14 protein-coding genes and 3 pseudogenes are annotated in these 17,126 nt (G+C 58.4%); 10 read left to right on the top strand and 7 right to left on the bottom strand.

Annotated features, from left to right (window positions below; genetic code table 11):
* Positions 1-85 precede the first annotated feature (85 nt).
* Complete coding sequence (locus ACZYHG_RS33215) at positions 86-886, bottom strand: type IV toxin-antitoxin system AbiEi family antitoxin domain-containing protein (protein ID WP_464615245.1); 801 nt, start codon at positions 884-886, stop codon at positions 86-88.
* A 446-nt stretch (positions 887-1,332) separates the two neighbouring features.
* Positions 1,333-1,458, bottom strand: coding sequence for a hypothetical protein (locus tag ACZYHG_RS33210; protein ID WP_464615244.1), 126 nt, complete (start codon positions 1,456-1,458; stop codon positions 1,333-1,335).
* A 9-nt stretch (positions 1,459-1,467) separates the two neighbouring features.
* Here ACZYHG_RS33210 and ACZYHG_RS33205 point away from each other — a divergent pair, with 9 nt between their 5' ends.
* Complete coding sequence (locus ACZYHG_RS33205) at positions 1,468-2,814, top strand: hypothetical protein (RefSeq protein WP_464615243.1); 1,347 nt, start codon at positions 1,468-1,470, stop codon at positions 2,812-2,814.
* Positions 2,804-5,377 (top strand): hypothetical protein, encoded by a 2,574-nt coding sequence (locus ACZYHG_RS33200; RefSeq protein ID WP_464615242.1) that lies wholly within the window; start codon positions 2,804-2,806, stop codon positions 5,375-5,377. Before ACZYHG_RS33205 ends, ACZYHG_RS33200 begins: the two co-directional genes overlap by 11 nt.
* Before the next feature lie 98 nt (positions 5,378-5,475).
* On the opposite strand, the gene ACZYHG_RS33195 is transcribed toward ACZYHG_RS33200, so the two are convergent.
* On the bottom strand, positions 5,476-6,927 hold the full coding sequence (locus ACZYHG_RS33195) for a type ISP restriction/modification enzyme (protein ID WP_464615349.1): 1,452 nt from the start codon (positions 6,925-6,927) through the stop codon (positions 5,476-5,478).
* Here ACZYHG_RS33195 and ACZYHG_RS33190 point away from each other — a divergent pair.
* The 4 genes and pseudogenes from ACZYHG_RS33190 to ACZYHG_RS33175 form a co-directional block, all read left to right on the top strand.
* The gene (locus ACZYHG_RS33190) at positions 6,895-7,920 is read left to right on the top strand and encodes an IS5 family transposase (protein WP_464615241.1); all 1,026 of its coding nucleotides are present in this window, start codon (positions 6,895-6,897) and stop codon (positions 7,918-7,920) included. The two genes, ACZYHG_RS33195 and ACZYHG_RS33190, sit on opposite strands and share 33 nt — an antisense overlap.
* Before the next feature lie 36 nt (positions 7,921-7,956).
* Entirely contained in the window at positions 7,957-8,946 is a 990-nt protein-coding gene (locus ACZYHG_RS33185) for an IS5 family transposase (RefSeq protein ID WP_464615238.1), read from the top strand.
* 314 nt (positions 8,947-9,260) lie between these two features.
* Positions 9,261-10,289 (top strand): IS110 family RNA-guided transposase, encoded by a 1,029-nt coding sequence (locus ACZYHG_RS33180; protein WP_464615240.1) that lies wholly within the window; start codon positions 9,261-9,263, stop codon positions 10,287-10,289.
* Between the two features lie 254 nt (positions 10,290-10,543).
* Positions 10,544-10,942: pseudogene (locus tag ACZYHG_RS33175) on the top strand (transposase); the annotation flags it as partial.
* 33 nt (positions 10,943-10,975) lie between these two features.
* Here the strand turns inward: ACZYHG_RS33175 and ACZYHG_RS33170 are convergent.
* Entirely contained in the window at positions 10,976-11,920 is a 945-nt protein-coding gene (locus ACZYHG_RS33170) for a LysR family transcriptional regulator (RefSeq protein ID WP_464615239.1), read from the bottom strand.
* A 169-nt stretch (positions 11,921-12,089) separates the two neighbouring features.
* Here ACZYHG_RS33170 and ACZYHG_RS33165 point away from each other — a divergent pair.
* Both ACZYHG_RS33165 and ACZYHG_RS33160 read left to right on the top strand, forming a co-directional pair.
* Positions 12,090-12,590, top strand: a pseudogene (locus tag ACZYHG_RS33165) (IS5 family transposase); the annotation flags it as partial.
* A pseudogene (locus ACZYHG_RS33160) lies at positions 12,582-13,037 on the top strand (hypothetical protein); the annotation flags it as partial. The pseudogenes ACZYHG_RS33165 and ACZYHG_RS33160, both read left to right, overlap by 9 nt.
* A 27-nt stretch (positions 13,038-13,064) precedes the next feature.
* Here the strand turns inward: ACZYHG_RS33160 and ACZYHG_RS33155 are convergent.
* From ACZYHG_RS33155 to ACZYHG_RS33145, 3 genes are all read right to left on the bottom strand, one after another.
* Positions 13,065-14,054, bottom strand: coding sequence for an IS5 family transposase (locus ACZYHG_RS33155; protein ID WP_464615238.1), 990 nt, complete (start codon positions 14,052-14,054; stop codon positions 13,065-13,067).
* Between the two features lie 521 nt (positions 14,055-14,575).
* Positions 14,576-15,286: an SMC-Scp complex subunit ScpB gene (scpB, locus tag ACZYHG_RS33150; RefSeq protein WP_464615237.1), complete on the bottom strand. Its 711-nt coding sequence runs from the start codon at positions 15,284-15,286 to the stop codon at positions 14,576-14,578.
* 3 nt (positions 15,287-15,289) lie between these two features.
* Positions 15,290-16,315 (bottom strand): DUF1403 family protein, encoded by a 1,026-nt coding sequence (locus ACZYHG_RS33145; RefSeq protein WP_464615236.1) that lies wholly within the window; start codon positions 16,313-16,315, stop codon positions 15,290-15,292.
* 167 nt (positions 16,316-16,482) lie between these two features.
* On the opposite strand from ACZYHG_RS33145, the gene ACZYHG_RS33140 reads away from it, so the two are divergent.
* Together ACZYHG_RS33140 and ACZYHG_RS33135 are read left to right on the top strand one after the other, a co-directional pair.
* The gene (locus tag ACZYHG_RS33140; RefSeq protein ID WP_258581089.1) at positions 16,483-16,740 is read left to right on the top strand and encodes a type II toxin-antitoxin system VapB family antitoxin; all 258 of its coding nucleotides are present in this window, start codon (positions 16,483-16,485) and stop codon (positions 16,738-16,740) included.
* Complete coding sequence (locus ACZYHG_RS33135) at positions 16,740-17,126, top strand: type II toxin-antitoxin system VapC family toxin (protein ID WP_258581088.1); 387 nt, start codon at positions 16,740-16,742, stop codon at positions 17,124-17,126. Before ACZYHG_RS33140 ends, ACZYHG_RS33135 begins: the two co-directional genes overlap by 1 nt.

Raw genomic sequence — 17,126 nt, 5'->3', positions numbered from 1 at the left:
CGTTCCGCCCTTGAGCGCGAACGCCCGCTCCGCCGCGACAAACGGCACGGCAGATATCAAAAGGGCAACCTGGCGCCTGTAGCGTTCATTCAGGGGCACCAAGGTCCTCCGGTACGGTTATGAGGTATTTCGGGTCCAGTTTCCCGCCTTTGACGAGCATTCGCTTGCCGCTGCCAAGGCTGATTTCGTCACGCTTTATCTCCTTCAACCACGGCGGCGCATGGCGGTCGGCGAAGAAAAAGAACAGGCGCTTCACCTTCACGCTGCGGCAATCCGCAAGCAGCGCCTGAAGCCGCCGGGGACTCAAGGTATTCAGGCTTTGCATCATCATATCAGCGACGTGAAAGCTCTCCTGCCCGGGCAGCTCGTCCAGCATTTCGAGCAGCGCACGTTCAGGGGTCGAAGCCAAGAGCGGCCAATCTGATGGCCCCGGTAATTCGCGCAGAGTACCGCCCTTCAACGCCTCTTTCTCCGACGCAAGTGTCTCGAACAACACCTGGGACCGGTGAAACCGGAACGTCTCTTTCAACGGTAGCTTGGACAGCCAGCCCGGGGGCGGCTCCGTCCCATAAAGGTGGATCGTTGACGGTCCGGACAACGACAAATAATGGCTGAACCCCTGCAGGTCGAGCGCGGTACGCCCTCCCACCGTAAGGCCATGCCCCATCATCTTTTGAAGAGAAACGACAACTTTCTGCCAGTCGAGTTCTCCCAGGGGGCGTTTGAAAACTCCCCTCGCGGGCTGCACCAGCCAACCCGCCGAAACGTACTGGCTGCGCAGGCTCGTGGAATAGCCATGCCGCTCCATCCACGCCGCATCGGCCAAAAGGCCCTCCGGCAAGGTCCGCTCCAACTGGTTTAGCTTTCCACTGTTTCGCTCAGCCATACTTAGTATAATGGCATAATTTCAAACCGTTTTCAAGGTTTGAATGAAGCTCTTATTACGTAGCTTAGCTTGGTAAAATGCCTCTTATGCAAACCAAAGAGACTGACCGTATCGGCTACAACCGTGCTGCCGGACTGGAGAGGCGGCAGGCATAAGGGAATTGCACGCTCCGCCTTGTCAATTCGCAACCGTTATTGGATTGTGGTGCGTTGATTGATTAATAGAAGCTGATTTTAAAATCAGAGCGGATATAGCAAAAATTAGCGAGGCATTGATTTATGCAGATAGAGACGGCGTGGGTTAAGCCACCACTACAGGTCGGTGGACTTGATCATCTGGCTGTGCAGGCACCATGCATAAACATATACGGGAGGATGCTTCCCGGTATTACTAACGTGACGGACAGAGCGCGGTACTATTCATTCTACCCTTGGCTTATATGGGCTCTAGATACTGCCGGCCACCGGGAATTCAACGATGCCTTCATCGAGCGTTTCCGCCGGGCTGATTGTCTGTTCTGTCTTATCGCGCAACGCCATGCTGCTGTATGCGGCGGCGATGCTGACGATCATGCTGCTGCAATGGTGGGGAGTGATACTCTGGCAAGCGTCGCGCGATCGCTGGGGACCGACGGCACAATCCGTCTGTCCGACTTTTCACTGCGGTCGGGAGCCAAGAAGCGATACTTTGCGAGTGATCTGGGTGGGCTTGGACAGTATTATCTTGGGGTTTTAAGAGAGCTTTCGATTATCGACGGTGATGCATCCGCTGGTGTCCGCTATACGAGGCAAGTGGGCGCTGTCATCGCTGAGCGAATGGATGCCAGCGTCAATCGACCGCTTTTTATGAAAGCAGTCGATGCCGACCTGGTTACTGCGTCCGAGCTGGATGCCTTACATGGCTTTTGCCCATGCCAGCTCTGCAATAGTCCGGGTGAGCAGGAAATCCTCAGCGAGCTGTTCTTTGTTAGGGATCGATTCCACGACAGCGAGGCACTGCCGCGCCGCAGGTCGCTGCAATTGATATTGCAGCTTGCCGATCTTCTTTGCGCCCAAGGCGAACCGCTCTCCGAGACGGCGTTTCGTGCTTGTACATATGCGAGCAGTCTGCCGGGAGGCGAGCCGTGGAAAATCTCCCCCGCACTATCCGGTACCCACGAAAAATGGGCGATCTACGCCCGCAACGAGCTGCTCTCGGTTGCGGTTCAGGGGTTATTTTACGCCTTGCTTGATGCCTACGAAGCCTCGTCTCTTCGCTTCGATGCAAGCGCAGACATCGCAGACTGGTTCATGCAGCAATCTGAAGCTCTGGAAGCGTTGGAGATTCTGGGGCCACAGAAGTCATTTTCGGCATGTGTCGCGGACAGCAAGGCGTGGCTGCCCGATCTTGCGCGCTGGAACGAGCAGATGCATGAGGTGCAGCTGACCGAGCGCATCACCTCACTGTCAAGGGCCAACAAGTCATCTCAGAACCGCAAAGAGATAGTTTTGGCTGCTCTACGAACGCTGATTGCACTCGCGAGCAGGACCGACTCTACCGATCGGCAGTACGCTGATCTAGTATTCGAGACGGACTACTTCCTTTATTACCCGATCAATCTGGAGTCGTTTGCCCGCAATGCCTCGGGCAGCTGGGCCTCCACAACAATACACGATGTGCTCCGGTGGCTCTTAATCAACTGGGGCCTAGAGATGCATCTGCGTGTAGCCCTGAGAAAACTACGTGGCCAATCGCAATCAACATTCAGAATACGTCCTTCTGATCGAGGGATGGAGGTCATAGCAATCCCGCCGGCTGTTCACACACGTCCTCGTTTCAATCAGGCCGTTCGGGTGCTCAAGGACATTGGCGCGCTTGAGAGAACCCCCTCGGGCTGGCAGCCCAGCATACTGGGGCGTGCGCAGCTGGAGCTTACCGATGCTCCCTAAAGTCTCGCTGATGGAGGAACTGAAGAAGGGCGGCTACGAAGCTTCGCTGACCACTACCTACAACGCGTATTTGCCCTTCTATGAAGAAGTGGTGTTGCGCCGGTTGGTCAATGCCGGTGTACGGCACAACGTCCTTCTAATGGATTCTCAGCAATATGCGGCCTCATTAGCGATCCACCCGCCCCGACTTGCCGGCCGTCAGTACACCCTTCTTCCAGTGAAGGTTCCGGGCGCTTTTCATCCAAAGTTGGTTTTTCTGACGGGCAAGACCAAGGGAGCGATCCTGATCGGCAGTCACAATATGACCCTTGCCGGCTTCGGGTTTAATCGCGAGATGACAAATCTTGTGCGCATCCAAGGGGACGACGACGGGGCCGGGATAGCGCTTGCTCAAGAGGTCTGGACGGAAATCGAATACTGGCTGGACGCGTTCACGGATGGCATCCCCGACCATGTCCGGGCAATGACCCGACGCGTGAAGGAGTTCGCCCCATGGCTGACCGGGGCGTCCCTCCCTGACGCGAGACTGAGGCTTCTTGCCGCCCGTCCGGGAGGAGAATCTTTATGGCAACAGTTCACCGCACTGTTGGTTGGAGAAACGGCCCGGATTTCGATCGGCGGGGCCTTTTTCGATCAACAGCTGAACTTCCTCGACCGTGTGAAGGAAGAATTGCAACCGGGAAAAATGACCGTAGCTGTCGACCCTGAGACCGTACAGATTCCCGCACGTGCTCATAATCTTGAAGGCCTGTCCTTTGTCAGGGCAGACCAACTCGGCTGTGACGAGAACTCGCAAAGCCGGTATCTTCATGCCAAGTTTGTTCTGTCAGAGCAAACGGGCGGCACCTCTGTCTTTGCGTCAGGTAGCGCGAACCCCAGTCGACCTGCTTGGCTCGCTGACACCTTCAGCGGCAACGTCGAACTGGTGCTCGCACGCGTGGGCGATGATGCTTTGCTGACGGCAAATGCGCTCGGGTGCGGCGACATTCACAACCTGCCGGGGCTTACCACGGAAGACTGGGACACCATCGAGGTCAACCAGACCCAGTACGAGGACACTCCGTCCGCAGGCATTCGAAGCGGCGTCGCACTGGCCGAAGGAACGCGTGTCCTCTTCGATTTAGGAGTGTTGAGAGAATTTGAGAACGTGGCTTTCACGTTGAATGCTTCTGATGGCAGCGAAATCAGCCAAGCGGGAGGGCTCACCGTTGAAGATCGTTTTGCCGTTCTGGAATTTTCAGCGCGTGACATCGACAGGGCCACAACGCTCCAGGGCACAATGGCAGGCGGCGTCGTTCTCAAACTTATCCTCCATCATGCTGGTATGGTGGAGGAGCAGGCGCGCACCGGAACGCAGCGGCGTTTCAAAGATGCTCTGCTCAGCCTGGATAGCGACACTCCAGACATAGCTCTGCTAATTCAGTGCATTGATAAGATCATATTTGATGAAGACAACGCCGTCGCGCCGACACCGCTTAGAAAATCCGTTGCTCGCAGCGTGGATCAGCCAGACGAGTCCGATATTCCTGAAACGCTGGCCATCGATGTAAGCGAGATGAGGAAGCGCGGAAAAAAGCGTCGCTTGGAGCATTCGAGCGACTTTGCATATTTGCTTGATGCCCTGATCTTCCACCTGCGTATGCAGGACGACAGGTCGCACGAAGAGACCGATCGATTTGGCCGGACCGAGGAAGAACAGATTGGCGCTGACGACGATGCCGATGGTCAGATCACGAATCTTACGTCCGAAAAACAAGCTGATCTGCTTCGCATTTGTCATTCGAAGGTACGCACCATCATCAACAGGATGGTATCGCAGCTAAAAGCCTTCTCCGAAGGAAAGCAGTCGCTTCCAAAAGTATTGATCCGCTTGTTGGGTGTGCTGGCCGTCCTTCGAGAGTTGCGAACCTGCGATGGACGTGTCGCATGGGTCGCAAAAGGCACAACTACAGTTCCGAGGGATCAGCGGCTCCATCTCCTTGAGGCAGTCATATTGAATCTCTTTGAGCAAGACTCTTCATCCAATACGTCACTGCTCAGCCTGGAACCGCTTGGAGAGGATTTTGGCGAAAGCGATGATGTGGCGCGTCTGAAGGGCTTGCTGCTGTGGCTGGCTTGGGACTGCGGACTGACTTTGAATCTGCAGAAGCCATTCAGGGAGAGTCCTGAAGCAGGCGAGCAAAGGATTAAACAGAACGCGATGATTCTTGCGCTCTCGCAGATCATCCTTTCAGACGAAGCGGTGATCCATGAAGCACGTCAAAGCATCGGCGGCCTAGCCACAATTGAGCTGGATTGGCTAAAGGATATTCAGCGATTGGCCGACGACTGCGAAACACTTCGCGGGGATTTGCCAAAACTGCAAAAGGGAGAAGGCGCGGAATCCGGCGACATCGCGTTTCATCGAACAGCTCACGACTGGATTATTCGGATGGTTGCGAGCCGCAACGGCAATAAAGTCTCACTAATTGCGCTGAGTGAAGACAAGCCCCGCCTTGTCTACCGGGCCGACCATCTGACTGTGGCTCAAATCTCGTTTGGAGACCCATCTGCTGACGCATGAATGCCCGAACGCGCTAAAGCGGTCAGCCACTGAGCGGTTGGCGCGCCATCCTTCTTTCGAACGGCCATCCATCACTACCCGTTACTGTGCGGCTTGCGCTAAGTCACCGGGGCAGCAAAGGCATCTGGCCAACCACCATGACGGTCGATCACTTGATCGATCTCCGCCATAAGCCGGATGGTTTCGCGCAGCGCGACTGTGATGCGGCGGTAGTGGAGAATGTCATCGGCCGACAGAACGCGCCCCGATGACGGGCTCTTGCCGCCCTTACCCGCGCGGTCTTTCAGCCACTTCTCGCAGACCTGATACCCGCCGATATGAAAATCCCATACATCCGGAGTAACGTCCTCGAACCAACAAGACGCGTTTATCATCACCTTGCCATTCTCGTATCTCGGATATCCCCTCTCCACGCGGGGCTCCGTCTTCCCGATAAAGCGAGTTTCGGGATTGGCGATCTGGCTCGCTTGCGTGAAATCGAGCAGGTGCAACGCTGCAAGCCCCCTGCCCACCGCGACCAAGCGGCGAAAGACTTGGGGATCGGAAGGGATTGGCACGCGAGGGAAATCTGATTTCAGGAAATCACCATAGCGTATGCGATAGGTGGGTGAGTGCAGCACCGCATAAATGTAGTCAAAAACGTCGCGAGGACCGAAAGTCTGCTTGAGATCGCCGCGCCCCATTCGAACATCGGATAACGATGGTGATGCGTGGGACGTGGAGGATCGCAGGTCTGCATCCGGCTTGATGTCGATTCGACTGCTATATGCCATTCCAACGGAAGCAGAAAAGCTCTTTGCGAATTCAGCTCCAATGTTTGGTGCGATATCAAAACGATTCTGCTGTGTCTGATATAGAAAAAGCGGGAATGTCGACGACTGAGTTGTTCTTTCTCCGCACTTCGTTTCAACTACCATATTCGAAATAAAGCAGTGATCCATAGTGTTCGACTTATTGCTTCGTGCTGATATTAGCGAAACATTAGGGTGTCGAAGGTGCGACATAACGCGATCTCGCCGATGAACAGCGACATGCGAGTTATATACAGTATATCTATAATCGAATGGTCGATAGTGGATCGGTACAATCTGATCAGACAACGTTTTAAGGTTGGATAAATGTGCTTTGGCCTTTGAATAATTCCATTGGTTTTGAGTACACAGCTGAAATAGCGCTCTTGCCGCTGCTTCGTTCGCAGTGCCGATTAGTGCACGGACTTTTTCGCCTGCTTCTTGGGCAGTCCACGAAATGGCGAACTCGTCATGCGTGGTGACGATTCCAGGCGCCGGATCGCCATTTGGCGAGAAAATTGCGGGTAGGCCGAAGAAGGCGCGGTACTCTGTTTCAACACCGACGTCCTTCTTCTCGAATGGCCACTCCGGTGAAACGGATTGGATAGGCTCAAGCTTAACCCCCGAAAAGGTGCCTGAGCTCAGGAAGCAGCGTTGGTGCATGGATCCTTTGTCAACGGTTTGGCGATAGGCAGGCAGGATCGAAATCAGCTTGATTTGAGTGCCATGCCGTACAAACACAACGCAGATCGTCGTCATCACGTGGGAAAGATGAAATTCAGGGTGACGAATTGGCGTGACTACGAAGCAGGTCTGCGCCGGCGTGGTAGCCTGAGCTTATGGGTAACGCCGGAGGCACTGGCGGGATGGCGCGCTCCGCGACGCAAGACCCGCGGCGGCCAAGCCCGGTATTCCGATCTCGCCATTGAGACAGCGCTGACGCTGGGTTGCGTCTTGGCAATGCGGCTGCGCCAGACCGAGGGATTGCTCCACTCGCTGCTGGATCTCATGGGGCTGAAAGTCCCAGTTCCAGATCATACGACGCTGAGCCGTCGGGCACAGAAGTGGGAGCCATCAGCCCGACGAAACCCGCCGCTGCCGGACGGCCCGCTGCATGTGCTTGTCGATAGCACGGGATTGAAAGTCTACGGCGCCGGGCAATGGCTGGAGCAGAAACATGGCGCCAGATCACGTCGCAACTGGCGCAAGCTGCATCTGGCAGTGGATGCCAAAAGTGGCGCGATCATTGCCCAAAGGCTGACAGATCAGGACACGGATGATCCTTCCCAGGTGGCACCGCTGCTCGATCAGATCGACGGCGAGATCGACCAGTTCACAGCCGACGGAGCCTATGACGGCAAGCCAACCTATCGGTCTATCCTGCAGCACAGCGCAACCGCGAACATCGTCATTCCACCGCGTTCCACGGCGGTGGAAAGCGGTGATGCCGGACCGCCTGGTCAAAGGGACAAGCACATTGCCGCAATCGCAAGCGACGGTCGGCGGAAATGGCAGGCAGCCACCGGCTACGGCAAGCGGGCGCTGAGCGAAACAGCCATCGGACGATACAAGGGGCTGATCGGACGGCGCCTGCGAGCACGCTCTCTTCCGGCTCAACAGACCGAGGTTGCCATCGGTTGCATCGTTCTCAACCGCATGCTGGCATGGGCACGCCCGGAGTCTATCGGCGTCAAGTCACGCAGGCATAACCAACGGCGTTGGTGCACGGATCTTTTATTGGTGTGGGTTTAGGCAAGCGGTCACCGCAATAGCCTTTGTAGCGTAGCCATGCCTTTCAAACACAATACCAGCCGCCGCCATCATATTGAGAAGATGAAGTTCAGGGTGACGAACTGGCCAGAATATGAGGCAGGACTTCGTCATCGCGGCAGTTTGACCCTGTGGGTGACGCCGGAAGCCCTGTCCAGGTGGCAAGCGCCAAGACGCAAGACACGTGGCGGCCAGCACCGCTATTCTGATCTGGCGATCGAGACCACCTTGACGCTGGGCCTTGTGTTTGGCCTGCGGCTGCGCCAGGCAGAAGGCTTGCTGGAATCGGTGCTGCAACTGATGGGGCTGGCGCTCGCTGTCCCCGATCATACCACCCTGAGCCGTCGGGCGCGGAAATGGCAATCGCCCAACAAACGTCATGATCGCCAGGTTCCGCCGGAGGGACCAGTGCATGTTCTTGTCGACAGCACCGGCCTGCAGGTCTACGGCGCGGGTCAGTGGCTGGAGGAGAAGCACGGCGCCAGATCCCGTCGCAGTTGGCGCAAGCTGCATCTGGCACTGGATGCCGACAGCGGCGAGATCATTGCCCATACCCTGACTGATCAGGACACTGGCGATGTCTCTCAAGTTGAGCCACTACTCGACCAGATTGGCTGTCCGATCGGACAGTTTACTGCTGACGGCGCCTATGACGGAAAACCGACTTACGACGCAGTCATCGATCACAGCGCTGCCGCCGCAATCGTCATTCCGCCTCGCGTCAACGCGGTCGAACCATTCGACGATAGACCTCCCGGCCCAAGGGACCAGCATATCGCCGCAATCGGCAGAGACGGCCGGATGAAATGGCAGGTCTCCAACGGTTATGGCAAACGCTCGCTGGTCGAGACCGCCATAGGGCGATACAAGTCCACCATCGGGCGGCGTTTGCGGGCACGGTCGCTTCCCGTTCAGCAGACCGAAGTCGCCATCGGCTGCGCCGTCCTCAACCGCATGCTTGCCTGCGCACGCCCGAAATCCGCCCGCCGCAAGGCGGCTACGGCATAGTCTGCCGCTTCAAAGATCGACATCCGCTCAAGTCCGGACCCATGCACCAACGCCACGGCCAGACCGAGGGTCAGATCACCAAGGTCAAACTCATCAAGCGGCAGATGTACGGCCGCGCCAAGATCGATCTGCTCCAGGCGCGCCTTGTCGGTGCAACTTAGGATGAGATCGCAGCGAGAGTGCGTCAGACCCAAAATTGGACGCCGATCCGGGGTCAGTTTTGGAAACGATGACGTAATTGCTGCCGTCGCTCCTTTGAACGAAAACTCGGCTGACGGCAAAAGCCGCCGACCATTGAGATCAAGGAGGCCGCAGTGAAGCAATATGTCGGACTGGATGTGTCGCAGAGAGAGACGAGCGTCTGCGTGGTCGACGATACTGGAAAGACGGTGTTCCAGGGAAAGGCAAAGTCCGATCCAGGAGCCTTGACGGAGCTGCTGCATAAACGTGCGCCTCACGCCGAGCGCATCGGATTTGAGACTGGTGCAATGTCCAGCTGGCTCTGGCACGAGCTGAAAAGGGTCGGGTTGCCGGTCGTCTGCCTTGATGCTCGGCATGCAAAGGCAGCGCTTTCAGTCCGAATGAACAAGAGCGATGAGAACGATGCCCGCGGCCTGGCCGAACTGGTTCGCGTCGGCTGGTATCGGGAAGTGAAGGTCAAGAGCGCAGAAAGTCAGGCCACCCGGTCCATGCTCGTCGCACGGTCAAGACTTGTCGAGATCCGTCGCGATCTCGAAAACCAGACACGGTCCATGCTGAAGGAATATGGGCTGCAGTTCAGTCGATCGATTGGGTCACAGTTCCGGCGAAAGGTTTGGGAACTGGTTGCTGACGGCCATCCGCTTCGCCCTTTGGTTCAGGCGCTTCTGTCTGTCCATGAGCAGGTCTGCTGTGAACAGGAGAAGCTTGATCGGCAGGTCCGGCATCTCGCTCGTGAAGACGAAACCACACGCCGGCTGATGACAGTCCCCGGCATCGGCGTGGTGACCGCGCTCACCTTCCGCCACACGATCGACGATCCCTCGCGCTTTCGCTCGGCCGCCAACGTGGGAGCCTATCTCGGCCTGACTCCGCGACGAAAGCAGTCCGGTGAAACGGATATCAATGGCCGCGTCTCACGTTGGGGAGATCGACTGCTGCGAACCAATCTGTACGAGGCGGCCAGCGTGCTCCTGCACCGGACGAAGAAATGGTCCACGCTGAAAGCCTGGGGGATGCGCCTGTCGAGACGGATCGGCTTGAAGAAGGCAAAGGTGGCGGTGGCACGGAAGATCGCCGTTCTGCTCCACTGCCTCTGGGTTGACGGCACCAGCTTTGAGTGGGGTAACGAAAAGATGGCTTAGTCGACTCCACCCCAAACGAGTTCTCGGGCTGCTATCAACGCGGAACTCGTGATGTCCCCGCCGGGACGGTGGTTGCGGCGACCTCGGTCAAACGGCTGACAGCAGTTCATCTGCATCTCGTTGGAAACGTTGAGGCGCCCGACCCGAACATCATCATGAGGCATTCGACCTCGGAAAGGACCATGACCCCGGCGATGGCAATGCGAGATCCGGATTGACAACTACCCGCCATTAAAGGGCCGTTTGACAAGCACCGCTATTCTGATCTGGCGATCGAGACCACCTTGACGCTGGGCCTTGTGTTTGGCCAGCGGCTGCGCCAGGCAGAAGGCTTGCTGGAATCGGTGCTGCAACTGATGGGGCTGGCGCTCGCTGTCCCCGATCATACCACCCTGAGCCGTCGGGCGCGGAAATGGCAATCGCCCAACAAACGGCATGATCGCCAGGTTGCGCCGGAGGGACCAGTGCATGTTCTTGTCGACAGCACCGACCTGCAGGTCTACGGCGCGGGTCAGTGGCTGGAGGAGAAGCACGGCGCCAGATCCCGTCGCAGTTGGCGCAAGCTGCATCTGGCACTGGATGCCGACAGCGGCGAGATCATTGCCCATACCCTGACTGATCAGGACACTGGCGATGTCTCTCAAGTTGAGCCACACCAATAAAAGATCCGTGTACCAACGCCGTGTTCAGGCAGAAATTCCACTTATAACCCCTGTCCAAATTTCCCGATCCAGCTCTGCCTCCTGCATCATTATCTCTCGCATCCAGATGCTTGCCGGATCGCTATTGTGGAGAGCCGGCCACTGGGCGGCTTCGGTGAAACCGGGAAGCGGCAGCGGAAGTTCGACAACCTGAAGGGGAAACGTGTTTTCGAAATGCCTGACCAGCCGGAGGGGCACGGTCGCTATACGAGCTGTGCCGGACACCATGGGCGGGATCATGCTGAAGCCCTGCACGACGACTTCGACACGTCTTTTAAGACCATGCTCAAGCAAGAACCCTTCCTCGATGGAGGGCTTCAGCAAACGTCCGAACCTGACGCAGACGTGCCTCATCGACATGTATCTCTCGAATGTAAGGTGCCGTGGCAGCTGCTTGTTCGTGGGACAGCCTACGCATACGAGCCTCTCGTGGAAAAGCGCCACTCTTGGATGCGCGTTCGACATGAACACATCCGGAGTGATCAAAAAATCGACCTCACCACGCCGGAGGACCTCATCGGGGCTGCCGTCGAGAGGCATCAATTCGAAGCTGACGGCGGGGGCTTCCCGGGCAACACGCTCCACGACCTTTTCAAAAAACACGAGCGTGACGAAATCGGAAATAATGATCCTGAAGCGGCGATCGGATCGAGCAGGGTCAAACGGATCCGACGAAATAAACGAGGACTGGATGTTTTGGAGGGTCTCGCGGACTGCGGGGCCAAGTGCTGCCGCACGTGGTGTCAGAATACGTTCTCGGCCGCTCATGCTGAACAGTTCATCGCCGAAAAAATCGCGCAGCCGGGCGACGGCCGCACTCATGGCCGGCTGACTGAGGTTGATGCGGCGTGCCGCCGCCGAGAGATTGCGCTCGGCCAGCAGGGCGTCGAGCACGACGAGAAGGTTCAGATCAAGCCCTTTGAAACGCATGCCTGCGGCTATCCATAGAGGGTCGGCATTCCTGGCGTGCCTCAGGCTACCGGTCATCGACCGCGTGGCCGACCATTAGTTTAGCACTTTCTAATGGCGTTGGTGCACGGATCTTTTATTGGTGTGGGTTTAGGCAAGCGGTAACCGCAATAGCCTTTGTAGCGTAGCCATGCCTTTCAAACACAATACCAGCCGCCGCCATCATATTGAGAAGATGAAGTTCAGGGTGACGAACTGGCCAGAATATGAGGCAGGACTTCGTCATCGCGGCAGTTTGACCCTGTGGGTGACGCCGGAAACCCTGTCCAGGTGGCAAGCGCCAAGACGCAAGACACGTGGCGGCCAGCACCGCTATTCTGATCTGGCGATCGAGACCACCTTGACGCTGGGCCTTGTGTTTGGCCTGCGGCTGCGCCAGGCAGAAGGCTTGCTGGAATCGGTGCTGCAACTGATGGGGCTGGCGCTCGCTGTCCCCGATCATACCACCCTGAGCCGTCGGGCGCGGACATGGCAATCTAACAAACGGCATGATCGCCAGGTTCCGCCGGAGGGACCAGTGCATGTTCTTGTCGACAGCACCGGCCTGCAGGTCTACGGCGCGGGTCAGTGGCTGGAGGAGAAGCACGGCGCCAGATCCCGTCGCAGTTGGCGCAAGCTGCATCTGGCGCTGCCGCGCGGGCGCGCCTCTTCAACCGGCAAGCACGACCAGGTCGTCAATTATCGGCATGTCATCCATTCGCTGCGCCGCAAGCCGATGGCGCTGCTCAACCTCGTCTATCGTGACCAGCTCTTCCCCCGCGAGGCCTACCGGCGAACCTTCGACGTGCTCATAAAGCGACTGCCTGAGCGGCAGGCCTGCCGCACCATGGTCGAGCTTCTCGCCATGGCGCACGAGCGCGGCTGCGAGAGCGAACTGGCTGATCTACTGACCGCCTCGCTAGAGGCACGGCGATTGCCCGACATGGCTGCTTTGCGCGAACGGTTCGCGCCGGATCCCGCCCGGCTGCCGAGTGTCGTCGTGCGTCTTGCTCCGGCGTTGGTGCGCGGATATGAAATCGAACGCATTTCGATCATTAATGTAGTTGGTTATGGCGTTGGTGCATGGGTCCGGACTTGAGCGGATGTCGATCTTTGAAGCGGCAGACTATGCCGTAGCCGCCTTGCGGCGGGCGGATTTCGGGCGTGCGCAGGCAAGCATGCGGTTGAGGACGGCGCAGCCGATGGCGACTTCGGTCTGCTGAACGGGAAGCGACCGTGCCCGCAAACGCCGCCCGATGGTGGACTTGTATCGCCCTATGGCGGTCTCGACCAGCGAGCGTTTGCCATAACCGTTGGAGACCTGCCATTTCATCCGGCCGTCTCTGCCGATTGCGGCGATATGCTGGTCCCTTGGGCCGGGAGGTCTATCGTCGAATGGTTCGACCGCGTTGACGCGAGGCGGAATGACGATTGCGGCGGCAGCGCTGTGATCGATGACTGCGTCGTAAGTCGGTTTTCCGTCATAGGCGCCGTCAGCAGTAAACTGTCCGATCGGACAGCCAATCTGGTCGAGTAGTGGCTCAACTTGAGAGACATCGCCAGTGTCCTGATCAGTCAGGGTATGGGCAATGATCTCGCCGCTGTCGGCATCCAGTGCCAGATGCAGCTTGCGCCAACTGCGACGGGATCTGGCGCCGTGCTTCTCCTCCAGCCACTGACCCGCGCCGTAGACCTGCAGGCCGGTGCTGTCGACAAGAACATGCACTGGTCCCTCCGGCGGAACCTGGCGATCATGACGTTTGTTGGGCGATTGCCATTTCCGCGCCCGACGGCTCAGGGTGGTATGATCGGGGACAGCGAGCGCCAGCCCCATCAGTTGCAGCACCGATTCCAGCAAGCCTTCTGCCTGGCGCAGCCGCAGGCCAAACACAAGGCCCAGCGTCAAGGTGGTCTCGATCGCCAGATCAGAATAGCGGTGCTGGCCGCCACGTGTCTTGCGTCTTGGCGCTTGCCACCTGGACAGGGCTTCCGGCGTCACCCACAGGGTCAAACTGCCGCGATGACGAAGTCCTGCCTCATATTCTGGCCAGTTCGTCACCCTGAACTTCATCTTCTCAATATGATGGCGGCGGCTGGTATTGTGTTTGAAAGGCATGGCTACGCTACAAAGGCTATTGCGGTGACCGCTTGCCTAAACCCACACCAATAAAAGATCCGTGCACCAACGCCGATCAGCGGAGGATGTTTGCCCAGCAGGACTCAGGTTGGTAGACGAAGAGGCGCTCACCCGGCAAGCACTCGCTTCGAGGCCTGCTCCAAAGCTTATGTGTGTGCCCTTCGATGCACCAGCAGTCCGCGGATACTCGTTGCAGCGGCCTTAGGCCAATTCGCATCCCAGATTCAGCTGAGATCTAACATTGGACCTTGGCTAGACGCGCGCGATCGACGAAGTCAATCGAGTGGAGGCGAGCAAAGCGCACGAATTTACACCTAAATGGCTAGCATTGCTGACAAACGAGGTCCGGCTGAATTTCGATCGTTGTCCGAAATATGTCTACAAATTTCGGACAACGACGGCGCCAAAGAGCTCCTGACCGCTGTCTGCTGGAGCCGTCAGCCTATTGAGAAGCCGCTAACATGCGCAACCGCCAGCCGCTGCTACGCGGCAGCGGGCGGCTAATCCTCGATCTCGAGGTCGGCGTTTTGATAGGACAAGTCGGGCACTATATCGCCCGCCAACAGCTTCTCCTTTGACAGCAGTCCGGCATCCTCGAGCGCTTCGAAATCCGGCAGATCGCGCAGCGTGTCGAGGCCGAACTCCAGCAGGAATTCTTTTGTGGTGACGTAGGTGTAGGGCGCGCCCGGTGTTGGGCTGCGCGGGCCGGAAGCGATCAGCTTGGCGCCGCGTAGATGGCCGATCAGGTCACGAGAAATCTCTTTCCCAAAAAAGCTGGACAGTTCTCCACGCGTAATCGGCTGGAAATAGGCGATGCACATCAGCACCAGCACGTCCGACTGCGTCAGGTCCGCGGCACGTCCGCCCCCGCCGCCGGCCGTGCCAAATGCACTGCGGATGGCGTCGGCATAGGCAGGCCGGGTCAGGTGCCGAAAACCGCCGGCGACGGCGACCAGGTCATAGGGCCGGCCGCGTAGCTCCTCACGGATGTCGTCGATGAGGAGATCAATGCTGCAACTTTTGCCAACGATCCGGGCCAGCGTCTCGCGGCCGACCGGCTCATTGGCGGCAAAAATAGTCGCCTCAACGCGATGCATCCATTCCCGCCAGCGCGCCTCCGGCGGCAGCTGATCCAGCTCCCGATCAAACAGGCGGTCGCCTGATCGATGGTCATCTGACCGGCCTCGCCTTTTGCGCGCTGCTTCGGCCATTTCCTAAAGCCCGTAGATGCGGAACGTGGTGCGGCCGGACAGCTCGCGCACGGCGCCAAGTTCAAGCAGCCGGTCGAACAGGCGGCGCAGGCCGCGATCGCTCATGCCTGCGATCTTTTCCGAGGCAACGATCGCATCCTCGGACAGGAGCTTTTCGACAACAGCGTCCGCTGCCTTGGCCCTGAGTTTCGGGGCAACGGCAAGCAGTTTTTCTGCACGCCGCCCGAGCTCTCCAGACAGGTCGATGGCGCGCAACGCGGCCCGCGCCTGGGCGGCGAGCAGCCTCTTTGCACGGTCGGCTTCATCCTCGGCGCTCACCGCCACAATGGCAGTTGACGGGCGACGAGAGCGGCCGGGACTTGAGCCCAAAACCACCTCCGCGCCCAGCAGCGGCACCGCGTATGCCCAACCCAGCCGTTGCGCCAGCAGGGCGTCCGCGAGCCAGCATCCGAAGGCTTGCGCGAAGCCATATCTTTCGGCGGCCATGAACGCACCGGTCAGCATGCCGACCATTCCGATGCCCGCGGAAAGCTGTCGAAGATCGCCTGCCAAGTCGCTGACTGCGTCGTCGTTGCGGTGGAGACCGAGGTCATCCAGCACCGCGCCGATGGCCGCCTCGGTCAGCAGATTCTCGGCGGGCGTTCCGGCCAGCCGGCGCCAGGCGAGCAGCAAAAGCCCGGCGGGACCGACGGACAAAAAATCGCCCGGTCGCGCGAGCAGCACGGCATCGCGCAGCGCGCTTTCATCCTCGACGCGGCCGGCCTGCCTAGCCGTCACCGCTGCGGCGGCAAGCGCCAGCCGCTGCCGCCAGGCGCCGGCCCACCGCTCCTGCCGGCGGACCACCGCATCAAGGGCGCCGATGGTGGCGCCTGCGGTGTGCGCGAGGTCCTCAATCTCTTTTCCCGCAAGGCTTTGCGCATCCGGAATGGCCCGGCGCAGCCAGGTCGGGACGGGGACCGCCGGAGTGACGGTTGCCGCGCCATGAAGCGTGCCGGGGTGGTGCGAAAGAGATTTGGGCCGCAGAATCATCGTTTGCAGGATGAATCATTGCGGCGCTTCCTGCAAGATAGAATGCACAAAACCGCCGCGCCTGTCGTGCCAACATAACGAATGATAATGTTGCATTATCGCTCATATTGACATCTTTGCCGACGACAGGTAGAAACTGACGCAAAGGTAGACTTTTGGAGCCTGTCGTGTCCCTCAATATCAAAAATCCGGCAACCGTCGCGCTGGCCGACGAGCTCGCGCGCCGCCAGGGTATCAGCAAGACGGCGGCTATTCATCAGGCCTTGAGCGAGCGCCTGCATCGCATGGGTTTCGGTGACACTGCGCAGGAGCGCCTGCTCGCGGAGCTGCGCTCAATCCGGGAGAGACTGGCGCGGTTGCCTGAACGGGATAATCGCACTGACGAGGAGATCATCGGCTACGACGAACACGGAATTCCCAACTGATGGTGATCGACACTTCAGCCATTGTGGCGATCCTGCGTAGCGAACCCGAGGCAGCAAGGCTTGAACAAGCCCTTGTCTCCGATCCAATCCGTCTGGTTCCGGCGACTTGTGTGCTCGAAGCACGCATGGTGCTGGTCAGCAGGCGCGGCGAACACGCATTGGCGGAGATCGATCTCTGGCTTCACAAGATCGGGGCCAACATCATTCCCGTTGATTCCGAATTGGTTGATCTGGCCACCCAAGCTTGGCTCTCCTACGGCAAGGGCCGTCATCCTGCCGCCTTGAACTTTGCCGATTGCTTCTCCTACGCTTTGGCAAAGCGTGCCGATGAGCCGCTGCTTTTCATCGGCAAGGACTTCTCTCAGACGGATATCGAGGCGGCATAA

The sequence above is a fragment of the Mesorhizobium subarcticum genome, from assembly GCF_055456085.1.
The sequence above is the reverse complement of the archived record's forward strand: the minus strand, read 5'-3'. Positions and strand labels throughout refer to the sequence as shown.